Source organism: Sphingobium psychrophilum (genome assembly GCF_012927105.1).
GTDB lineage: Bacteria > Pseudomonadota > Alphaproteobacteria > Sphingomonadales > Sphingomonadaceae > Sphingobium > Sphingobium psychrophilum.
Genome location: NZ_JABBFV010000014.1, coordinates 1 through 21167 on the forward strand (window position 1 = coordinate 1; position 21167 = coordinate 21167).

Genomic DNA, 21167 nt, shown 5'->3' on the forward strand with positions numbered 1-21167 from the left:
GCTGGTGATCTCCGATTCCCACGAAGGCATAAAAGCTTCCGTCGCCAAAGTGTTCAGCGCCACCTGGCAGCGATGCCGGGTTCATTTTATGCGCAATGCGCTGGCCCATGCCGGCAAGAGCGGTCGCCGGGTCGTATCAGCATTCATCGCCACCGCCTTCGCACAGGAAACGCCCGAAGCCGCAAAGGCCCAGTGGCGCAGTGTCGCCGATCAACTACGTTCCACCGTACCCAAGCTGGCTGCTCTCATGGACAATGCCGAGGAAGATGTGCTGGCCTATATGACGTTCCCCGCCCAGCACCGTACCAAGCTGCATAGCAACAATCCAATCGAGCGCCTCAATGGCGAGATCAAACGGCGTACTGATGTCGTCGGCATCTTCCCCAACGAAGAGGCGATTACCCGTCTCGTCGGCGCTATCCTTCTGGAACAGAACGACGAATGGGCCGTCCAACGCTGCCGTTACATGACACTTGAGAGCGTCTCAGGTTTAAGCGATAATCCCATCATCACGTTGCCTGCCATGGCAGCATGATCAATCCGGCTTAGCCGGAAGTCGCTGTGGCTATCCCAGCGAACCTACACCACGCTGTGGGACACGATCACAGAGATGGCGTCGAGTTCGGTTGCGTAGAGGTTGCGTTGAGCGTCGAGTTGCTCGAGATATGAGGCGTAGCCGCCCTGATATCGATCGGTAGCTAGTGCCACCGAATGTTGCAGAATGGTCAGTCGATTGTGAAGCCGCTCGATCTGCTCGGCATAGCGCGTGATCCCGGTCATCGCGGTCTCGACCTCGGCGAAAGCGGCAAGCACAGTGCCGCGATAGGCGAACGCGGCCTGGTCGCGCTGCGCGGCGGTCGCATCGACCTGGGCAGTCAGCCGGCCGCCGCGAATATCGGTGCGAGCACGCTGCCGCCAAGGCTCCAGACCGTGACCGGATCATAATCGAGTGCGTTGACGAAGAGTTGCCCGAGAGCGGCCGAGATGGCGACCTGTGGCAGGAAGGCGGCGCGGTCCGATGCCAGTGTCGCATCGCCGGCTGCGACGGCGAGTTCCGCACTGGCGATGTCGGGCCGACGACGCAGCAGATCCGAAGGCAGCGTGACCGGCACTGCCGGCAACGAGAAATCACGAAGGTTCCGTCCCCGGACTATGGCGCCCGGCAGATCCCCCGTCAGCCGGCTCAACGCATTTTCCTGGGCCTGGATCGCAAACCGGAGTTGCGGGATGGACTGCTGGACTGCCTCATATTCGGACTCGGCCTGAGTGAGTTCGAATTGCGAGGTGTAGCCGACCCGCGCCTGATCGGCGGCAAGCCTCAGAGCTTCGGCGCGCGACGTGACAGTCTGCTCCGATACGAGCAGTTGGGCATCGAGCGCGAGCAGGCCGATATAGGCCTGTGCTACCTCGGCGGAAACGGCGAGGGCAGCCGCGTCGCGATCCGCCTGGCTTGCGACGTAGCGAAGCCGCGCGGCGTCCGTGAGCCGTGAGAGGCGGCCGAAGAGATCGACCTGCCAATTGAGCTGAACCTCGGGTTGCAAGGCAGTGCTCGCCGCGGCCGCCCCCGTCCCGCCGAGTGTGCGCTGACGCTGCCCGCCACCGACGGCATCGAGCGTGGGCAGCGCCGCCGAGCGGGCGAGCCGGATTGTCGCCTGCGCCTCCTGCACCCGTGCGGCTGCCGATAACACGTCGGTATTGCGGGCGAGCGCGCGTTCGATCAACCCTGTCAGCTTGGGATCATTGAACGCATCCCACCAGTGCGGATCGATGGTGGCACTCCCCGTCGCGCCGTCGCGCCATGCAACTGGCGCGGTGATCGCGGCCGAAGCGGGCGGAGGCACATCGGCAGGCATGCAACCTGCGAGCGTGAGGACGACCAGCGCTGCGGCGGTCTGACGCGCACCGCTCATCGGGCACTGCCTACGCCGGAAGCACCCGCCGTTTCGACCCGAGTGACGACGGACATGCCGGGACGCAACCGCTTCGCGAGCGGCTGGCCGGGATCGATCGTGATCCGCAGCGGGATACGCTGCACGACCTTGGTGAAATTGCCGCTGGCATTATCGGGTCTGAGCACGCTGAACTCCGATCCCGTCGCGGGCGCAAAACCCTCGACATGGCCAGTAAGCCGCTCGTCGCCCAGTGCGTCCACCCTGAAAGTGGCGATCTGACCGGGTCGGATCGCACGGGTCTGCGTCTCCTTGTAGTTGGCGACGACCCAGAGGCTTTCGGGGACCAGGAACAGTAGCTGCGATCCTGCCGAGACATACTGGCCCTGGCGCACGCTTGCCTCGCTCAGTTGCCCGGCCTTGGGAGCATAAATGACCGTGTTGGCCAGGTTGATCCGGGCGAGGTCGCGCTGCGCCTTGGCGGTTTTTACCTGTGCTTCGAGGCCGAGCCGCGACACGCGCGTTGCTTTCACCGTCTCCTCGGCAATGCGAATGGCGGCACGCGCCTTCAGGACGTTGGCGGCGCCCGATCGCGCGGTCGCGCGGATCTGGTCGCGCTCGCGCAGCGATACCGATCCGCGCATGGCCAGATCGTTGACGCGCTCCTCGTCGGATCGGGCCCGATCGCGTTCGGCCTCGGCGGCATAGAGGTCCGCGCGACGGGCTTCGATGTCGGCCAGGTTCTGCGCGACCGTCTGCACGGCATTGGCGAGGTTGGCCTCGGCCGCATCGAGCTGGCCCTCTGCCTGTTCGAGTTGTTGGCGATAGATGCGGTCATCGATCCGCAGCAGCGGCTGGCCTTCCTTCACATGCTGAAAGTCGCGCACCAGCACCTCTGCGACATAGCCGTTCACTTGCGGTGCCATGACCGTGATCTGACCGCGGACATAGCTGTTCTCGGTGACAACGACGGTGCTCGTGAACGGCCATATCCGCCATGCCGCGAGGATCAGGAGCACCCCGATCAGCGCGACGCCGGCCATGATGAGGACGGTAAAGCGTCGTGGCTTGATGGTCTTGGGCGGCTCAGTTCCTGCGGTTGCCGCGTCCGCATTCAACGGTTGGCCGCTCGCATCCACCAATGTGGAAGCCTGTTCTTGGGGCTCGTCTTTCTCTGGACGGATGATCGGCGTGTCTGCCATCAGGGTTCTTTCAGATCGGGGCCGCCGCACCGGTCGATGGACCGGCGGAGGCGGGGGGATTGGCCTTCGCCTGAATGGCGATACGAAGGACGTGGAACAGGGACCAACTCAACAGGAGCAGGGCCAGAATACCATTCAGAAGGAACACGTCGTTGAAAGCCCGGACATTCGCCTCGCGTGTCGATGTCTGTGCGAGCAGGGCAGTGCCCTGAGCCTGGCGCAGCACTGGGTCCGACATGACCCTGCCATAGACCTGGCCCTGGATCTGGAGACGTTGCGCTACGATCGGGTTGGTGGGATCGACACCGGCGTTGATCGTGACCGAATATTCATGCTCGCGAAATTGCTGGAAGGTGCCGAAGATCGCGGGGCCGGCCAGGCCGCCGATGGACTGGCTCACGCCGAACAGCACGGCGAAGCTCACGATATAGTTCGGTCCGTTCTTGAGCGCACTCATGACGCCGACGAGCAGAAGCGGCCCCATGAAAAGCCCGGCGGCAGTGGATATCAGGAACTGGCTGAGGAACATGTCGTGCGGGCGGGTAAGGCTGGTGGCATTCCAGTCGACGAAGCTGCCGATCGCGATCAGCGCCACGGATGACAGGATTTGCGGGATCACCGCCTTTTGGTTGAAGGTCAGAGCGCTGGTGCCGATCCCGACCACCAACCCGAGCAACATGACGGCATACAGCGGCTGTAGCTGATCAGGACCCATTCCGAGCGTCCGCAACAGGCCTGTTGCGCCATAGGTCTGCTCAGAAAGGAGGAAGCGGATTCCCATCGCACCGATCGCAAAGCGGATCGTGGACGCCGTCCCCAGCCAGCGCGTCTGGATCAACGGACTGGCGCGGTGATGCTCTACGAGGACCGCGGCGACCAGCAGCACGACGGCGGCGATCAGGGCACCGGCCATCCAGGGCTGCGCCGTCCACCATTGCGTCCGGCCCTGCGCCAGCACCGCGACGATCAATGCAAGAGCAGGCGCAAGCAGGACAAAGGTCAGGAAGTCGCGTCCTTCGAATACCTTGATGCGGATACCGGGCGGCAGCTTGAGCGAAACCACCGCGGCCAGACAGCAAAGTGCCAGCCCCGACTCGAACATGTACAGGGTCCGCCATTCGCCCAGATCAAGCAACGCGGGCGAGAGGAGCCAGGCTAAAGGTGTCGCCAATTGTGAAATGCCCAACCCAACCACCAGCCCCTGACCGAGCCTGGCTTTGGGAAACGCCTGCAACGTGTAGAATATCGCGAGCGTACTGATTGTCGCACCCGCAAAGCCGCTTACTGCGCGAGCCAACAACGCTGTCGCATAGCTATCTGCGAACAGGTGCAGGATGGTTGCGGCCACGTACAGTGGCAAGCCGATCTCGGCGAACAGGCGCAGGCCGAATTGCTGGCGGAACTTGAACAGGATCAAGCTGGTCGAGATGTTGACCATCAAATAGGCGGCCGGAAGCCAGGCGGCCTCTACCGGTGTCAGCCCGAGAGAGCCTTGTATGTTCTGCAGATTGGCGCTGACGAGGGCGTTGCCCAGACCACCGGTTATCCCCAGCAGGAACGCGATCGCGATATAAGCCGCACGGATCGGGCTACTATGCTTTGGCGTCGAAGGCGATCCTGGCATCGACGGCTTTTCGTCGTCGGTCCAGTTGGGAATGGGCTCCAACGGCGCGTTCACGACAGCGGGCGCGGCCATAGACCCTCCCCAATCAGTTCCCTCATCCGTTCAACCATCCGCTGCCGCGCTTCGCTGTCCGGCTCCCTGATGGAGGTGCCCAGCATGGCCACGACCAGGAACATATCCGACGACTTGAGATCAGGCCGGCATGTCCCATCCGCGATCGCCTGGCTGATCGGTGCTTCAAATAGCGCGCAAAACCGATCGATGAGTCGGCGGGCCTCGTCCGCCCGTGACGAAGCGACCCGCCATACGTCAGCCAAAAATGGGTTGGCGGTATGGGACCGGACCAGATGCTCGAACAGGTCTTGCAGGGAGGCGCTACCATTCTCGGTTTCCGCCAACAGGGCGAGGCCATCGAGGCTCTGCGATCCCATTGCCAGAGCGAGCGAAGCGCGGTCCGGGAAATGTCTGTACAACGTGGCGCGGCCAAGACCTGACCGCGCGATCACGAGTTCCAGAGGCGCGGTGATGCCATGCAAAAGAAAGACCTCCCGCGCAGCTTTCAAGAGAGCCTGACGGTGGCGCTGTGCATCTATCCGGATATTCACCGGCTCTTAAGCGGACAAAATCGTCCGATTGTCAAATACTCTCTCCCGTAAAAGGCCAACCGCGCTATCAAAACGCGCAGGAGGCCTGACAAAATCACGCGGCACCACCTCCCATTGCGCGCTTTCGCATGCTTCTGTCAGCCTTGTGCTGCCGACGGGAATCCGGAGCGCGCGCCTCGGCGCGAAGGGAGGCGTTCGATCGGAGACATGATCCGCCTTTGGCCTGGATGCGAATGCATAGCCTTCGATAGGCATGATTGGTAAGCGCTCTTAGCAATTAGATTGCTTGCAATTTAATTGCTAAGAGCATATGTGTGTTTTTGCATTTGAGGAGCATGACCATGAGCCATCTTTATACCACTAGGGTAACCGCCGTCGGCGGCCGCAGCGGCACCGTCCGGAGCGAGGACGGCATCCTCGATCTATCCCTCGCGCTGCCCAAGGAGCTGGGCGGCAAAGGGGGTGCGACAAATCCAGAGCAGCTGTTCGCGGCCGGATATGCGGCCTGTTTCGAGAACGCGGTGATCCATGTCACCCGTGGCCAGGCCGACAAGGTGCGTGACGAGGATATCGAAGTGATCGGAGAAGTCAGCATGCTGCCCAACGGCGACGGCGGCTTCAAGCTGGCGGTGAAGCTTGACGTCGCGATCACCGGGCTCGACCAAGCGAAGGCGGAAGAGATCGTCAAGGCCGCGCACGCGGTTTGCCCCTACTCCAACGCGGTCCGCGGCAATGTTGACGTTGCGCTGACCGTCACGACCCGATGAGCAAGGTCGTGGCGACGCAGGCAGGCGAAGACGATCCGCTGTTGCTCGACCGGCAGGTGTGTTTCCCGCTCTACGCCGCCACGAACCTGCTCAACCGGCTTTATGGGCCGGTCCTGGCCAAGCTCGGCCTGACCTATCCACAATATCTGGTAATGCTGGTGCTGTGGGAACATCAGGTGCAGTCGGTGGGGGAACTTGGCGCGCGCCTGTATCTGGACAGCGGTACGCTGACCCCTTTGCTCAAGCGCATGGAAGCGGCGGGGTTCGTGACGCGCGCGCGCGATCCCGCCGACGAGCGCCGTGTGTTGGTGACATTGACGGCCGAGGGAAAGGTGCTGCGGGAACGGGCGCTTCATGTGCCCGAGACCATGGCCAATGGCTACCGACCCGACGACGTCGACAGCTTGCGCGAGAGCGTGCGCCAACTGGTGTCTACCCTTGCACAGCACAAGACCCGTCCCCCTGCGACCGAATAGTGAACGGGTGTCTCTCGCCGCCGAAGGCTTTTTGGATCAGGCAGCCTGCGGAACGATCCTGACCGATCACGCTATTGAGGTGTGTTGACGGAAGAAAAACATAATCTGGCGATCGTAGGCGGGGAGCGTGGCCAAGACCCTCTACAAGGCGCGCGGGCGTATCGAGCAGGGCTTCGGCTGCCTCGAACGCTTCAAGCGCGTCGGCCTCAGATGCGAGAAAACAGCCGAAAAATGCAGGTCAATCGTCGGCTTCGCCGCTAGTCAAATTCGTCCACACGGCCTAGCGCGCGCTGCTTCAGCCCCGCGGCTGGCCCAATATCTCCCGCGCGCGGGGCGCCAGCCGTTCGACCGCGGCGGCATGGATGCCGGGCGCGGCGCAGAGCAGGCCGAAGGCGGTGGGCTGCGGCCGGTTGAAGCGCAGCGGATCGCCCAGCGCGTCGGTGACCGCGCCGCCCGCCTCCTGCACGATCAATGCGGCGGCGGCGACGTCCCATTCATTGCCCCATCGCACGGTGGCAACCAGATCGGCTTCGTCGGCGGCGACCATCGCCATGCGCAGCGCGATGCTGTTGGGCTTGTCCACCGTCACCAGATCACGATCCATGCGCGGCAATTGATCGGCGGGCACCCGCGCGCCCGGCAGCAGGGTCCGGCTTCCTGCACGCAGGGTCTGGCCATTGCGGGTCGCGCCCTGGCCCAGCCGGGCCACCCATGTTTCATTGCGCGCGGGCGCCGCCAATATGCCGATCTTGACCGCGCCATCCTCGACCAGTGCGACCGATACCGACCATCCCGGCCGCCCGCGCAGATAGTCGCGTGTGCCGTCGATCGGATCGACCACCCATACCCGCGGCACGCCCAGCCGATGCACGGTATCGGCCGTCTCCTCCGACAGCCAGCCCGCGTCCGGGTCGATCGCCGCCAGCCGCGCGCGCAGCATCGCGTCGACCGCCAGGTCGGCTTCGCACACCGGATGGCCCGGCACCTTTTCCCACTGGCGCACGCGGGTTTCCCCGCCCGCCCACAGTGTCAGCGCATGGTCGGCCGCATCCGCCACGGCGGATATGACCGCGCGCAGATGGGCCTCAGCCCCCGGCAACGGTCATCCCGTCGATGCGGATGGTCGGCACGTTCATGGCGTAGCGGAAGTGCAGGTCGCTTGCGGGCGTCAGCGCCCGGAACATGGCCTTCAAATTGCTGGCGATGGTGATTTCCGACACGGCATGGGCCACAGCCCCATTTTCGATCAGGAAGCCCGCCGCGCCCCGGCTATAGTCGCCGGTGACGCCATTGACGCCCATGCCGATCAGTTCGGTGACGTACAGGCCGCGCTTCACATCCGCCATCAGGTCGCCGGGCGATATCGTGCCGGCCTCCATATGGACATTGGTGATGCTCGCGCCCGGCGCGCCGCTGCCGCCGCGGCTGGCATGGCCGGTCGGTTCCAGCCCCAGTTGCCGCGCCGACGCACTGTCCATCAGCCATCCGGTCAGCACGCCCTTGTCGATCAGCGCCCGGCGCGCCACCGGCAGGCCTTCGCCGTCGAACGGGCGCGATCGCATCCCGCGCGGCAGCAACGGATCGTCGATGATATTGACGCCCGCCTCGAACAAGGCCTCGCCCAGCGAGTCCAGCAGGAAGCTCGACCGGCGCGCGATCGCCGGTCCCACCATGCCGCCGATCAGATGGCCGAGCAGGCTGGAGCCGATCCGGGGATCGAAGATCACCGGCATCACGCCACTTTCGACCTTGACCGGATTGAGCCGCGCCACCGCCCGCTGGCCCGCGCGGGTGCCGACCGCTTCGGCATCGTCCAGATCCTCCAGATGGCGCACGCTATGGCTGGCATGGTCGCGCTGCATGTCCGCGCCTGTCCCCGCCAGCACGCTGGCCCAGGTCGAATGGCTGGTCCCGGCATAGGCGCCGGCAAAGCCATGGCTGGTCGCCAGCGCGACCTGGCTGCGGCCGTTCGCCGCGCCGCCGCCTTCGCTGTTGGTGATGCCTGGCACGCTGCGCGCCGCTTCCTCCGCCATCAGCGCGCGTTCGCGCAATGCCGCGGGTTCCGGCTCCTCCTCATCGGTCAGGTCGAGCGCGGGTGGGCGCTTCTTGAGCAGCCGATCCTCCGGCGCCAGCCCGGCATAGGGGTCTTCGGGCGCTTCGCGCGCCATGGCGATAGCGCGATCGACCAGCGTGGAGAGCGTCACAGGGTTCATGTCCGACGCGGAAATGCTGGCGGACCGCTGGCCGATGAAGACGCGCAGGCCGATTTCCTCGCCCTCGGACCGCTCGACATCTTCCAGCGCGCCGAGGCGCACGGACACGTTGGTCGATGCATTACAGGCATAGATGGCGTCGGCGGCGTCCGCGCCGGCCTTGCGCGCGGCGCTGACCAGATCCTGCGCGCGCGACTGGGCTTCTTCTAGGCTGAGCATGGAGGGAAAATGGTCCTGAAATTCAAGAAGGGAAGGGCATCGGCCTTACGCGCTTGCGCCTGATGGGGCAACGCCCGCCAGCCAATGGTCGAGCAGGTGCCAGGCGACCGCCATCGTCGGCGGGGCCAGGAAGGGGGCATCGGGATCGCCCGCCATGGCCGCGCGGACCTGATCCGCATCGCACCAGAAGGCGTCCTCTATCTCGTTCGGATCGAGCGTCAGAGCGTCGTCCAGCGCCTCGCCGACACAGGCGATCATCAGCGAGGAGGGGAAGGGCCAGGGCTGGCTCATCACATAGCGGACCTTATGCACTCGCACGCCCGCTTCCTCGAACAATTCGCGGGCCACCGCTTCCTCGATCGTCTCGCCCGGTTCGACGAAACCCGCCAGCGCGGAATAACGCCCCTGCGGCCAGGCATGTTGGCGACCCAGCAGGATGCGCCCACGATGTTCGGCCAGCATGATGACGACCGGGTCGGTGCGCGGGAAATGCTCGGCGGCGCAGGCGTCGCACTTGCGCGACCAGCCCGCCTTGGCAGGCTGAGTCGTCCCGCCGCAGACCGAACAATGGCGATGGCGCGCATGCCAGTGGACCAGGCTGCGCGCCGTGCCGTAGAGGGCGACCTCTTCGGTCGGGACCAGCCCGGCGATCGCCCGGCTGCGCGGCGTGGGGACCAGATTGGGGCCAAGGTCCGCGACCAATCGGGCGAAGATCGGCCGCTTGTCCGGATCGATGCCCAGCAGCAGATGATCCTCGACCCGCGCATGTGGCTCCAGCGGCTCCAGCAGCAGATGGCCGTCCACCTCCACCGGCTCCAGCCCGTCCAGCACGAGCAGGCGCGCGGCCGGATCGGCAAACGTCTCGGCCAGCAAGGCAGGGTTGGTGCGGATATGGTCTACCCGGTCGAGATTGCTCCCGACGAAACCCGGCACCGGTTTCTTCGCTGGATCAGTTCCGTGCATCTGCCTGCCTTTCTTTCCTCACCGCGTCCGCCGCCCGCGCGAACAATGTCGGCAACCCCGCCTCGCCGATCCGGTCGATCGGCCACCATTCGCCTTCGTCCTCCGGCGTTACATCCGGTCCCACATGGGCATGGTGGACGCGCAGCGCCAGAGAGAAATGGGTGAAGACATGCGCCACATCTGTCTCGATCGTCGTCCAGCGGGCGGCTACCGGCGGCGTTGGGTCGGGCGCATCGCCCCAGTCGGAACTGGGCAGCGCCCGCATCCCGCCCAGCAATCCCTTGTCCGGGCGGCGCACCAGCCAGACATGGCCGTCGCGCTCGATCCACCAGCCATGGCCGGTGCGATGCGGTCGCGCCTTCTTGGCCGCCTTGACCGGGTAAGCGGCGGGATCGGCGGTCAGGACGGCGGCGCAATCCTGCCGCAGCGGACAAATGCCGCAGGCGGGATTGCGCGACGTGCAGATGGTCGCGCCTAAGTCCATCATCGCCTGCGCGAAATCCCCGGCGCGCGCGTCCGGCGTGATGCTGTCGGCGGCGGCGCGGATGACTGGTCGGGCGGCGGGCAGGGGCGTCGCTATCGCAAACAGCCGCGCCACCACCCGTTCGACATTGGCGTCCACCACCACCGCGCGCTGTCCAAAGGCGATCGCCGCGACCGCCGCGGCGGTATAGGCGCCGACGCCTGGCAATGCGCGCAGCCCGTCCTCCGTATCGGGAAACACGCCGCCATGATCTTGCGCCACCGCCCGCGCGCAGGCCAGCAGGTTACGGGCGCGGGCATAATAGCCAAGGCCCGCCCAGGCGGCCATCAGGTCCGCGTCTGCGCTCGCGGCCAGATCCGCAACCGTGGGCCAGCGCGCCAGGAATTTGGCATAATAGGGGCCGACCGCCGCGACCGTGGTCTGTTGCAGCATCACTTCGGACAGCCACACCCGGTATGGATCGGCGGCATTGCTGCCCGGCGGCGCGCGCCACGGCAGTCGCCGGGCATGGACGTCATAATGGGCAAGCAGGTCGCTTGCGATTTTTGTGGCTCTACCCTCGACGCGCATGGCGACCCTATGCCATTAAGCGGGCCATGACGGAACGCCCGGCCCCCCCGAAATATAAGAGTCGCAAATTGCCAGCCGAAGAAAGGCCGCGTGTGGGCGCGCCGCGCGCCATCGCGGACCTGATGCCCGACATCGGCCGCGCCGCTTTCCGCAAGTTCGGCTTCGTCCAGTCCAGCATCGTCACCCGCTGGGCGGAGATTGTCGGCGCCCATTATGCGGGCATTTCTGCGCCCGAATCGATCCGCTTCCCGGTGGGGCAAAAGGCCGGCGGTACGCTCCAGTTGACGGTCATGAGCGGCCATGGCCCGATGGTGCAGCATATGCTGCCCGATATCGTCGAACGGGTGAACCGCTTCTTCGGCTATGCCGCCGTGACAAAGGTCGCGATCCGGCAGGGCGACATCAGGCCGGTCGCGGCCGAACGCCGCCCGCCGCCGCGCAACCTAAAGCCCATTCCGGTCGAGCTGGGCGATTCGCTGCGCGACATTGGCGATCCCGAACTGCGCGCCGTGCTCGAATCGCTGGCGCAGGGGCTTGCCAACAGCAGCGGATTGCCGAAGATCAACTGAGCGATTGACTTGGAAATCGCGCCAAGGAAACGACGCCATTCCGCCCCGGTTCAGCCAAGCCATATTACGGACGCCCCCGATGAAGAAACTGCTCCTGCCGCTTGCCTTGCTTGCCGTTCCCGCCGCGCTGGTCGCCGCGCCTGCCGCCAACTGGGTGAACCGGGTCGTGCTCTCACCGATCGGTGGTCATGCGATGGGCAATCCCAACGCGCCGACCAAGCTGGTCGAATATGTCAGCTACACCTGTTCGCATTGCGCTGATTTCGTGAGCGCGGCGAGCGCTCCGCTCAAAAGCGACTATGTGAAGGGCGGCAAGGTCAGCGTCGAAGTCCGCAACGCCGTGCGCGACCGATATGACCTGACCGCCGCCCTGCTCGCCCGCTGCGGCGGCCCGGCCCGCTTCATGGGCAATCATGAGGCATTGTTCGCAAACCAGACCGCCTGGATGCCGCAGATCGAGGCCTATGACGCGGCGACGACGCAAAAGCCCGCGGACCAGACGGCGGCAATGCGCGACATCGGGCGGAAGACCGGCCTTTACACGCTCATGACCAAGCGCGGCTTCACTGATGCCCAACTCGACGCCTGCGTCGCCAACCCCGCGGCGATGAAACAGATCCTGGCCATGACCGACGACGCCTGGAACAAGGTGAAGATCGGCGGCACGCCCGGCTTTATCGTCAACGGCACGTTGGTCAAGGGATCGACCTGGTCCATTCTCCAGGCCGCATTGCCCCCCGCCGCGCGCTGATCTAAAACCCCCTTCATACCGCCAGTCATCGGAGCCTTGCCCGTCGTGAAAGCCGTTTCCGCTCTTGCCCTCATCGCGCTCAGCCTGACCCTCGCCGCCTGCGGCAAAAGCGAGGAAGGCGCCAAGCCCAGCGGCGATCCCGTCGCCGCCGTCGCCGCCCCGGCCGGGACCAGCTGGTCGCAAACCGTCGCCCAGACGCCCGAAGGCTATTATCTGATGGGCAATCCGTCGGCCAAGATCAAACTGGTCGAATATGGCTCCTACACCTGTAGCCATTGCAAGGATTTCACCGCCGAAGCGTCGGAGGAGATCAAGAAGATCGTCGATACCGGCAAGATGAGCTTCGAATTCCGCACCTATGTCCGCGATCCGATCGACCTCACCACCGCGCTGCTGGCGCAATGTGGCGGCAAGGACATTTATTATCCACTTTCGGAGCAGTTCTTCGCCAACCAGGCGGCGATGTTCGAAAAGGTGCAGGGTAACGAAACCGCCTTCCAGGGCGTCGAAAAGCTGCCCCCGGCGCAGCGCCCCGGCGCGATCGCGCAGATTGCCGGCCTGGTCGAATATGCCCAGCAGCGCGGCATTGCCGCCGATCAGGCCAAGCAATGCCTGGCCGACACGGGCGCGGCCGAACGGCTGGCCAAGGGCGTGGAGGCGGCCAACAGCCAATATCAGATCCAGGGCACGCCCAGCTTCCTGATCAACGGCGTGCTGGTCGACAATGTCGCCAACTGGGCTTCGCTCCAGCCCAAGCTCAAGGAAGCGGGCCTCTGATTGGACCAGCGGGGGCTGACATCGACGCTTAGGACAGCCGGGGCGGCGCGCTGCTCCGGCATGACGCCATGCAGATAAAGCGCCTCAAACTCTCCGGCTTCAAAAGCTTCGTCGACGCGACGGAACTGCGGATCGAACCGGGCCTGACCGGCATCGTCGGCCCCAATGGCTGCGGCAAGTCCAACCTGCTCGAAGCGATTCGCTGGGTCATGGGCGAATCGAGCGCCAAATCCATGCGCGGCGGCGGAATGGAAGATGTGATCTTCGCCGGCACCGCCACCCGCCCGCAGCGCGACTTTGCCGAAGTCTCGCTCCTGACCATTCAGGAACAGGGCGAACTCTTCAACGCCGTCGAAGTCGGCGCGGACGGCGAACTGGAGGTTACCCGCCGGATCGAGCGGGGCGCGGGCAGCGCCTATCGCGCCAATGGCCGCGACGTGCGCGCCAAGGATGTGTCGCTGGTTTTCGCCGACGCCGCGACGGGGCCGCACAGCCCCGCGCTGGTCAGCCAGGGCCGCATCGCCGCCGTCATCGCCGCCCGCCCGCAGGAACGGCGCGCCATGCTGGAGGAAGCGGCGGGCATCGCCGGCCTCCATGTCCGGCGCAAGGATGCCGAACAGAAATTGCGCGCTGCGGAGGCCAATCTCGCCCGGCTCGACGAAATCCTGCTCGACATGGATGCGCGCGCCAATGCGCTGCGGCGGCAGGCCCGCGCTGCCGAACGCTATATCCGCCTGTCCGACCAGATCCGCGTCGCCGAAGGCCGCACCCTCTTCGCTCGCTGGCGCGAAGCGAACGCCAGCGCAGAGGCCGCTCGCGCCGAAGCGAAGCAGGCGGACGCCGCCGTGTCCGCCGCGCAGGAGGGGCAGTTGGCCGCCGCCGCTTATGCCCAGGCCGCCATAGCTGCTCTGGCCGATCGCCGCGCCGCCGCCCAGAGCGCGCGCGACGACGCCAATGAGGCGGGCCATCGCCTCGCTGCGCTGCGCACCGAGCGCGAGGCGGTGGTTCGCCGCCTCGCCGACCTGGCCCAGCAGGCGTCCCGGCTGGAGGAAGATCGCGCGCGCGAAGGCACGCTCGCCAACGACGCCGCCGATGCGATCGCCCGGCTGACGGCCGAGATGGCAACGCTGAAGGCGCGCATCGCCGAGACGGACAAGCTGCGCCCGGCCTTCGCCGCCCGCATTGCCGCCGCAGAGGCCGCCGCGCGCGACGCCGAACTGGATCTGGCGCGGGCGATGGCGACCCAGGCGGCCGAACAGGCCGAATTGCGCGTCGCCGAAGCGGCACTGGCCGCCGCGCGCACCCGCCTCGACCGGGCGGAGCGGGAGGTGGCGCGGCTCGCAGCCGAAGCCGCTGCTTTGCCGGACGCCACCCCGCTGGAGGCGCAACGCACGGCGGCACTGGCCGATCAGGACCGGGCGAAGGCCGATCGCGACGCCGCCGAAGCGACGATCCAGACCGCCGACGCCGATCGCCAATCCGCAGCCGAGGCGCGCGCCACCGCGGAGGCCGCCCTGTCCTCCGCGCGCGCTGCTTTGGCCGCGCTCGACAGCGAGGCTTCGGCGCTCAAACGCGCGGTCGATAGCGGCGCAGGCAACCGATCCCGCGCGCTCGACCAGTTGAAGGCCGCGCCCGGCTATGAACGCGCGCTCGCCGCCGCGCTGGGCGACGATCTGGAGGCACCCGTCGGCGCGGACGGCAAACGCCGTTGGGCCGGGGCCGATGCGCTGCCGGGCGATCCCGCGCTGCCCGCCGGGGCCACGCCCTTGTCCGCCCATGTCACCGCACCCGCCGAACTGGCGCGCCGTCTGGCGCAGATCGCGGTGACGGACCAGGATGCGGGTCAGCCCCTCGCCGTCGGCCAGCGTCTCGTCACCCGTGACGGCCAGTTGCGCCGCTGGGACGGCTATATCGCGCTGGAAGGCGGCGCGGCGGCGGCCGAACGGCTGATCCGCCTCAACCGGCTGGACGCGATCGCCGCGGTCCGCCCCGCGCTCCAGACCGATGTCGACAACGCCGCCGCCGCGCAGGATGCGGCCAAGGCGGGCGAACAGGCCGCCGCCCAGGCGCTGGCCCAGGGCCGCACCGCCCTGTCCCAAGCCGACCAACGCCTGCGCGCCGCGCTCCGCGCCGCAGACGAGGCGACGACTGCGCTCGAACGGCTCGCCGGGCGGCGCGAAGGGATAGAGGAACGACTGGGTGAGGCGCAGCGCGACCGCGCCGCCGCGCAGGGCGAGCATGAGAAAGCGCAGGCCGCCCGCGCCGCCGTGCCCGACGGCGCAGAGACGCGCGCGCTGGTCGCCGCGCTGTCGCAGGCCAGCGACAAGGCCCGCGCTGCCGTCAGCCAGTTGCACGCCGATCAGGCGCTCGGCGACCGCGCTCTGTCCAGCGATCGCGAGCGGCAGGCGGCGGCTGATGCGGAGATCAAGGGCTGGCGCGCCCGCGCCGGCGAAGCAGCCAAGCGCATCGCCGCCATGGTCGCCCGCGCCGAAGAGATTGGGGCGGAGCGTGGCGCGATCGAAACGCGGCCCGAATTACTGGCCGACGCGATCGCCGCGCTCAGCGATCGGGGATCGGCGTTGACCGACGCCGCCGACCAGGCCCGTCGCGCCGAAGTGGCGGCGGAAGCCGCGCTGCGCACCGCCGAAGGCCGCGCCGCCCAGGCGGGGGAAGCGCTCGCCGCCGCCCGCGAAGCCCGCGCCACCGCGGTCGCCCGCGCCGAAGCGGCCGACGAAAGGCGGGTCGAAACCAACCGCCTGTCAGGCGAGCGGTTCGAATGTCCGCCGCCGGTGTTGCCCGAAAAACTGGGTTTCGCCAGCGCCGACGTGCGACTGGCCCAGACCGAATTGGCCGATCATGACCGTTTCCACGCCGAACGCGAACGGATCGGCCCGGTCAATCTGGTCGCGCGCCAAGAACTGGAGGAGATGGAGGCTGCCCAGGCGAAGAGCCGCGCCGAAAGCGAGGAACTGACCCAGGCGATCCATCGCCTGCGCGGTTCGATCGGCAGTCTGAACCGCGAGGGGCGGCAGCGCCTGCTCGCCGCGTTCGAAGCGGTGGACGGCCATTTCCGTCGCCTATTCACCACCCTCTTCAACGGCGGCCAGGCGCATCTGGAACTGATCGACAGCGACGATCCGCTGGAGGCCGGGCTGGAGATCATGGCCCAGCCGCCGGGCAAGAAGCTGGCGGCGCTGACCCTGTTGTCCGGCGGGGAACAGGCGCTGACCGCCGTGGCGCTGATCTTCGGCCTGTTCCTGACCAACCCCGCGCCGATTTGCGTGCTGGACGAAGTCGATGCGCCGCTGGACGACGCCAACGTCGAACGATTCTGCGACCTGCTCGACGCGATGGTGGCGCAGACCAACACCCGCTATCTGATCGTCACGCACAATGCCGTCAGCATGGCGCGGATGCACCGCCTGTTCGGCGTCACCATGGTCGAACGCGGCGTCAGTCGGCTGGTGTCGGTCAACCTGCAAAGCGCCGAAGCGCTGCTGGCGGCGGAATAAAAGGGCCGATTACTGCGGCCCCATATTCGCACGGATCAGGCGTGGCCCTGACAGACCGTATCGTCGTCAGGCATGATACCAAAGGCGAGCACATCGGCGCTGCCGACCTTCTCTTCCCCGGCGAACAGCTTGTCGAGTCGCGCCTTGATGTCGCGGCGATAGGCGGCCGTGGCGACCGATCGGGATGCCGATACTTCGATGTCGCACGCGATCGCGTCCTTGATCCGTTCGATCGCGGGTTCGTCCAGCACCCCGGCGCGGCGCAATTCCTGGCACAGTTGCAGCAGCCCCGCCGCGGTCGCATGAGCGCGCAGGCCGACATTGCTCAGGTCGAAATGCAGCTTCTTCTGTTTGTCCAACGGAACGGTCATGATGGCATCCTCTCTAATTTTATGAGCCTATCATAATCCCAACCGCGAAACAGGCCATCCCGTTCCCTGCGTCCTCAGGCCGCAGGCGTCGGTACGACCAGCGCTGGATTCTGCGCCTTCATCGCCTTGGACCGTTCCTCCAGATAGACTTTGATCATTGCCACGATCGGATCGGCCAGGAACAGCCCCATGATGCCGAACAGCGCGCCGAACAATATCTGCGCCGCCAGCACCAGCGCCGGGGCCAGGTCGGTGGCGCGCTTCGCCACCATCGGCACGATCAGGTAACCGTCGATGATCTGCACCACCATATAGACGCCAAAGGCATAGAGGCCGGTATCGGTCCCGCCCGAAAAGCCGACCAGGATGATGAGCACGCCCGATATGATCGACCCGATATTGGGCAGGAAGGCGAACAGGCCGGTCAATATGCCGAGCAGCCCCGCCATCGGCACGCCGCCGGCCCATAGCAGCAGCCATGTGCCCACACCCTCCACCGCCATGCCGATCAGCCGCCCGAACATCAACCGGCGCAGCGTCCAGCCCATCTTGTCGGCGACGCGATAGAAATGGGCGCGCTTTTCGATCGGCAGCATCCAGGCGACGCCGCGCTCATATAATTTGGGTTCGACCGCGATGAAGATCGCCAGCACCAGCATCATGACGCCGCTGGTGATCGCGCCTACCGCGGTGCCGACCGCGGCGGTCACCCGGCCCATCGAACTCATCGCCTGGCCCGCCAGGCCTTTTAGGTCGGATGGCGTCGCGCTGATGCCCAGTTGCTGCATCCAGCCGCCGATCCGCATCACCTGCGCCTCGACGATGGTGCGCATCGCCTGCGCCTGCGCCGCCAGGCTCGATCCGGTCAGGTAGAAGGTATAGGCCATGAACGCGACCGCGCCCAGCAGCACGATCGTCAGCCGCCAGCCGCGCGATATCGGCAGGATGCGGCCCAGCAGGCGGGTGCCGCCGTCCATCATCGTCGCCAGCACCAGCGCGCCCATGACCAGCATCAGCGGCTGCGCCAGCAACACGACCAGCGCCACCGCTATGGCGAGCGCGAACCAGACGCCTGCGCGCTTCAGTTCCTGCTGGACGAGCGGGCTGCGGACTTCGCTGGGACCGGGTTCTTCGACATGAAATGCCTGCGTGTCGCTCAAAACCCAATGCCCCTTTCAGTTATTTCGGGGGTGCAACGCTTTGTGGGCGCAGGCTGTTCCCGGCCCGGCCGCTGCGCAACGCATGGACCCAGCTGAGCGGATTCCAGGTCGCATCGCCGTCCAGGCTGAAGGTGATGAACTCCGCCCGGCCGCCGATCGCTTCCCAAGGCACCGGCCCGCCTAGGCCGTTTTCCTCCAATGGCGCGCGGCTGTCGGCGCTGTTGTCGCGATTGTCGCCCATCAGGAAGACATGGTCGGCGGGCACCCGCACCGGCCCATACCAGTCGAGCGCACTCGGCCCCATGTCGATCGTGATGTAGGTCTTGCCATTGGGCAGGATTTCCTGCCGCACCGGCAGTTCGCAATAATCTCGTCCGTCCTTGCCCGTCACCAGCGCACCGGGGAATTGCAGCGGCGGGCAGGGGGCGTTGCCGTCCACCAGCAGGCGCAGGGGTTTCAGCATCTTCTGCTTCACCGCCACGCCGTTCAGTATCACCTGGCCGCCGCGCACCTCTATGATGTCGCCGGGCAGGCCGATCACCCGCTTGATATAATCCTCGCGCCGGTTTTGCGGCGACACGATGACGATGTCGCCGCGGTCGGGCAGGCGGCCCAGCACCCTGCCCTTCAGGAAGGGCAGGGGGTGGAAGCTGGGCGAGACATAGGACCAGCCATAGGGAAATTTGCTCACCACCAGCCGGTCGCCGGTCAGCAGCACCGGCATCATCGATTCGCTGGGGATGTAGAAGGGCTTGGCGACGAAGCTGTGGAAGGCCAGCACCGCCAGGATCAGCAGGACGATGCTTTTGAGTTCCTGCCACCAGTTGACCGGGGATCGCTGCGCGTCACTCTCCGGCTGCATGTCGGCGATAGTGTCTTCGGGCAGGTCGATGACCGTCACGGGCGGGCTTTCGCTAGGGGGAGTGTTGCTCACATTGTCGCTCACAGGGGCAGGGCTTCGATGATGACGAAGGCCTGCGCCCATGGATGATCGTCGGTGAGTGTCAAATGAATAGCCGCCTTATGCCCGGCCGGCACGATCGATTCCAGCCGCGCGAGCGCGCCGCCGGTCAGCTTGAGCGTCGGCGCGCCGGACGGGGCGTTGACCACGCCGATATCCTTCATGAACACGCCGGCCTTGAACCCCGTGCCGACCGCCTTGGAAAAGGCCTCCTTGGCGGCGAAGCGCTTGGCGAGGGTTCCGGCCTTGGTGAAGGGGCGGCGGTTGCCCTTGGCCTGCTCGACATCGGTGAACACGCGGCGTTCGAAGCGCTGGCCGAAGCGGTCGAGCGAGTTTTGGATACGCTCGATATTGCAGAGGTCGGAGCCGAGGCCGATGATCATATATCCTCCCCGGTACGGGGAGGGGGACCGCCAGCGAAGCTGGTGGTGGAGGGGGCAGGCGGCAGAACCCGACAGGGAGTGGCAGGCGGCACGCCCCCTCCACCAGCCTGCGGCGGGTGCCCCTCCCCGTGCCGGGGAGGAATCACCGCGCCAAATCCATCTGCCGTCGCATTTCCCGGATGCTGCCTTCCAGCCCGCCGAAGATTGCCTCGCCGATCAGGAAATGGCCGATATTAAGCTCGGCGACCTGCGGGATGGCGGCGATCGGGGCGACATTGTCGAAGGTCAGGCCATGCCCGGCATGGGGTTCGATGCCGTTCTTGGCCGCCAGCGCCGCCGCGTCGGTGATTTTGCGCAATTCGGCCGCGCGCGCTTCGCCGGTCAAATGGGCATAGGCACCGGTATGCAATTCCACCACCGGCGCGCCTAGCCGGATCGCCGCGTCGATTTGAAGCGCGTCCGCCTCGATGAACAGGCTGACGCGAATCCCCGCATCGGCCAGCGCCGCGACGACGGGTTTCAGCACGTCAAACTGCCCCGCGGCGTCCAGCCCGCCCTCGGTCGTGCGCTCCTCGCGCTTTTCCGGCACGATGCAGGCGGCGTGCGGCTTGTAGCGCAGGGCGATGTCCAACATCTCCTGCGTGGCCGCCATCTCCAGGTTGAGCGGCACGGTCAGCGCCGCCATCAGCGTGGCGACATCCGCGTCGCGAATATGCCGCCTGTCTTCCCGCAGATGGGCGGTGATGCCGTCGGCCCCGGCCTTCACCGCCAGCAGCGCGGCCTTGACCGGATCGGGATGCTCGCCCCCCCGCGCGTTGCGGATGGTCGCCACATGGTCGATATTGACGCCAAGGCGCAGGGGCGTGGTCATAAGGCTTATAGCTTCCGGCTGCCGGGCTTGATCGCGGGGATCGCCGCCAGTTCGGGCGGCACCGCATCTTCATCATAGACCGGGAAATTGATGGAGACGAGCGGGTAGAAGGGGACGCCCAGGTCCACTTCGCCGGCCGACCGGTCGACCAGCGCGACTTCGGCGACGACGATGCCGCCTTCCGCCTCCACCGCGGCGATCGCCTGGCGCGACGACAGGCCGGTGGTGACGACGTCCTCGACCATCAGCACTTTCTGCCCCGGCGTGATCGCAAAGCCGCGGCGCAGCTCGAACACGCCCTCGGGCCGCTCCAGAAATACCGCATCCTTGTCCAGCGCACGGCCGACTTCATGGCCGATGATCAACCCGCCCATCGCTGGCGACACGACCAGATCAATCTCCTGTCGCACTTCGCGCGGTAATTTCTGCACGGTGGCGCGGGCCAGCTTGCCAGCCCGTTCGGCGTTCATCAACACGCGCGCGCATTGCAGGTAGTTGGCGCTCCGGCGCCCCGACGACAGGATGAAATGTCCTTCGAGCAGCGCCCCCGCCGCCCGGAATTCCCCCAATACTTCCTCATCTGTCATGCCGTCATATACCCATGTCGGGCGGTCCCGCGCCTGTGCGCGCGGCCCGCCAATCCGTCAGCACGACGCCCCTGTGGCGCGCCATGATTGCGCCCCTGTGCGCCGACCAGCGAAATAGGCGGCCAAGGGGAGCGTTGCAACAGCGAAGAAAATCTGCTCCTGCGTGCTTGAGGCACGGGGAAACCATGCCTATAAGCCGCGGCAGAACCGACC

General features: G+C 66.2%; 22 protein-coding genes. 7 read left to right on the forward strand and 15 right to left on the reverse strand.

The features are described 5' to 3' along the window. A partial coding sequence (locus HHL08_RS17065) for a transposase (protein ID WP_206377940.1) occupies nt 1-535 on the forward strand: 535 nt, incomplete at its 5' end. A 44-nt stretch (nt 536-579) separates the two neighbouring features. On the opposite strand, the gene HHL08_RS25670 is transcribed toward HHL08_RS17065, so the two are convergent. The 5 genes from HHL08_RS25670 to HHL08_RS17085 are packed head-to-tail and all read right to left on the reverse strand — an operon-like array spanning nt 580 to nt 5320. Then, complete coding sequence (locus tag HHL08_RS25670; protein WP_328804676.1) at nt 580-927, reverse strand: TolC family protein; 348 nt, start codon at nt 925-927, stop codon at nt 580-582. Beyond that, nucleotides 876-1910, reverse strand: a complete 1035-nt coding sequence (locus tag HHL08_RS17070) for an efflux transporter outer membrane subunit (protein ID WP_235955103.1) — start codon at nt 1908-1910, stop codon at nt 876-878. The genes HHL08_RS25670 and HHL08_RS17070 overlap by 52 nt, the downstream gene beginning before the upstream one ends. Continuing rightward, complete coding sequence (locus HHL08_RS17075) at nt 1907-3091, reverse strand: HlyD family secretion protein (RefSeq protein ID WP_169574274.1); 1185 nt, start codon at nt 3089-3091, stop codon at nt 1907-1909. The genes HHL08_RS17070 and HHL08_RS17075 overlap by 4 nt, the downstream gene beginning before the upstream one ends. Before the next feature lie 10 nt (nt 3092-3101). Beyond that, on the reverse strand, nt 3102-4787 hold the full coding sequence (locus tag HHL08_RS17080; protein ID WP_206377941.1) for an MFS transporter: 1686 nt from the start codon (nt 4785-4787) through the stop codon (nt 3102-3104). Further along, nucleotides 4766-5320, reverse strand: a complete 555-nt coding sequence (locus HHL08_RS17085; RefSeq protein WP_169574275.1) for a TetR/AcrR family transcriptional regulator — start codon at nt 5318-5320, stop codon at nt 4766-4768. The genes HHL08_RS17080 and HHL08_RS17085 overlap by 22 nt, the downstream gene beginning before the upstream one ends. Nucleotides 5321-5661: 341 nt before the next feature. Between HHL08_RS17085 and HHL08_RS17090 the strand changes: the two genes are divergently transcribed. Continuing rightward, the gene (locus HHL08_RS17090; protein ID WP_169574276.1) at nt 5662-6087 is read left to right on the forward strand and encodes an organic hydroperoxide resistance protein; all 426 of its coding nucleotides are present in this window, start codon (nt 5662-5664) and stop codon (nt 6085-6087) included. Beyond that, on the forward strand, nt 6084-6563 hold the full coding sequence (locus tag HHL08_RS17095) for a MarR family winged helix-turn-helix transcriptional regulator (RefSeq protein WP_169574277.1): 480 nt from the start codon (nt 6084-6086) through the stop codon (nt 6561-6563). The genes HHL08_RS17090 and HHL08_RS17095 overlap by 4 nt, the downstream gene beginning before the upstream one ends. 295 nt (nt 6564-6858) lie before the next feature. Here HHL08_RS17095 and HHL08_RS17100 read toward each other — a convergent pair whose 3' ends face one another. Genes HHL08_RS17100 through HHL08_RS17115 form a run of 4 tightly spaced genes read right to left on the reverse strand, consistent with a single transcriptional unit; the run spans nt 6859 to nt 11012 of the window. Next, nucleotides 6859-7662: an inositol monophosphatase family protein gene (locus tag HHL08_RS17100; protein WP_169574278.1), complete on the reverse strand. Its 804-nt coding sequence runs from the start codon at nt 7660-7662 to the stop codon at nt 6859-6861. Then, entirely contained in the window at nt 7649-8995 is a 1347-nt protein-coding gene (locus HHL08_RS17105) for a TldD/PmbA family protein (protein WP_169574279.1), read from the reverse strand. Before HHL08_RS17105 ends, HHL08_RS17100 begins: the two co-directional genes overlap by 14 nt. Before the next feature lie 45 nt (nt 8996-9040). Beyond that, nucleotides 9041-9958: an NAD(+) diphosphatase gene (gene nudC / locus HHL08_RS17110; protein WP_169574280.1), complete on the reverse strand. Its 918-nt coding sequence runs from the start codon at nt 9956-9958 to the stop codon at nt 9041-9043. Further along, nucleotides 9945-11012 carry an A/G-specific adenine glycosylase gene (locus HHL08_RS17115; RefSeq protein ID WP_169574281.1) on the reverse strand — a complete coding sequence of 356 codons (1068 nt, stop codon included), beginning with the start codon at nt 11010-11012 and terminating at the stop codon, nt 9945-9947. The genes nudC and HHL08_RS17115 overlap by 14 nt, the downstream gene beginning before the upstream one ends. Before the next feature lie 26 nt (nt 11013-11038). Between HHL08_RS17115 and HHL08_RS17120 the strand changes: the two genes are divergently transcribed. From HHL08_RS17120 to smc, 4 genes are all read left to right on the forward strand, one after another. Further along, the gene (locus HHL08_RS17120; protein WP_169574282.1) at nt 11039-11581 is read left to right on the forward strand and encodes a DUF721 domain-containing protein; all 543 of its coding nucleotides are present in this window, start codon (nt 11039-11041) and stop codon (nt 11579-11581) included. A 79-nt stretch (nt 11582-11660) separates the two neighbouring features. Then, nucleotides 11661-12332 (forward strand): thioredoxin domain-containing protein, encoded by a 672-nt coding sequence (locus HHL08_RS17125; RefSeq protein ID WP_169574283.1) that lies wholly within the window; start codon nt 11661-11663, stop codon nt 12330-12332. Nucleotides 12333-12377: 45 nt separating this feature from the next. After that, on the forward strand, nt 12378-13109 hold the full coding sequence (locus HHL08_RS17130) for a DsbA family protein (protein ID WP_169574284.1): 732 nt from the start codon (nt 12378-12380) through the stop codon (nt 13107-13109). Nucleotides 13110-13177: 68 nt separating this feature from the next. Then, nucleotides 13178-16621, forward strand: coding sequence for a chromosome segregation protein SMC (gene smc / locus HHL08_RS17135; protein WP_169574285.1), 3444 nt, complete (start codon nt 13178-13180; stop codon nt 16619-16621). A gap of 35 nt (nt 16622-16656) precedes the next feature. Here smc and HHL08_RS17140 read toward each other — a convergent pair whose 3' ends face one another. The 6 genes from HHL08_RS17140 to pyrE form a co-directional block, all read right to left on the reverse strand. After that, nucleotides 16657-16992 (reverse strand): hypothetical protein, encoded by a 336-nt coding sequence (locus HHL08_RS17140; RefSeq protein ID WP_169574286.1) that lies wholly within the window; start codon nt 16990-16992, stop codon nt 16657-16659. 74 nt (nt 16993-17066) lie between these two features. Beyond that, nucleotides 17067-18152 carry an AI-2E family transporter gene (locus tag HHL08_RS17145; protein WP_169574287.1) on the reverse strand — a complete coding sequence of 362 codons (1086 nt, stop codon included), beginning with the start codon at nt 18150-18152 and terminating at the stop codon, nt 17067-17069. A gap of 19 nt (nt 18153-18171) precedes the next feature. Then, nucleotides 18172-19053 (reverse strand): signal peptidase I, encoded by an 882-nt coding sequence (gene lepB, locus HHL08_RS17150; RefSeq protein WP_408021788.1) that lies wholly within the window; start codon nt 19051-19053, stop codon nt 18172-18174. Between the two features lie 41 nt (nt 19054-19094). Continuing rightward, on the reverse strand, nt 19095-19496 hold the full coding sequence (acpS, locus tag HHL08_RS17155) for a holo-ACP synthase (protein ID WP_169574289.1): 402 nt from the start codon (nt 19494-19496) through the stop codon (nt 19095-19097). A 142-nt stretch (nt 19497-19638) separates the two neighbouring features. Further along, nucleotides 19639-20367: a pyridoxine 5'-phosphate synthase gene (locus HHL08_RS17160; protein WP_169574290.1), complete on the reverse strand. Its 729-nt coding sequence runs from the start codon at nt 20365-20367 to the stop codon at nt 19639-19641. Nucleotides 20368-20372: 5 nt separating this feature from the next. Continuing rightward, nucleotides 20373-20954 carry an orotate phosphoribosyltransferase gene (gene pyrE / locus HHL08_RS17165; protein WP_169574291.1) on the reverse strand — a complete coding sequence of 194 codons (582 nt, stop codon included), beginning with the start codon at nt 20952-20954 and terminating at the stop codon, nt 20373-20375. Nucleotides 20955-21167: the final 213 nt, after the last annotated feature.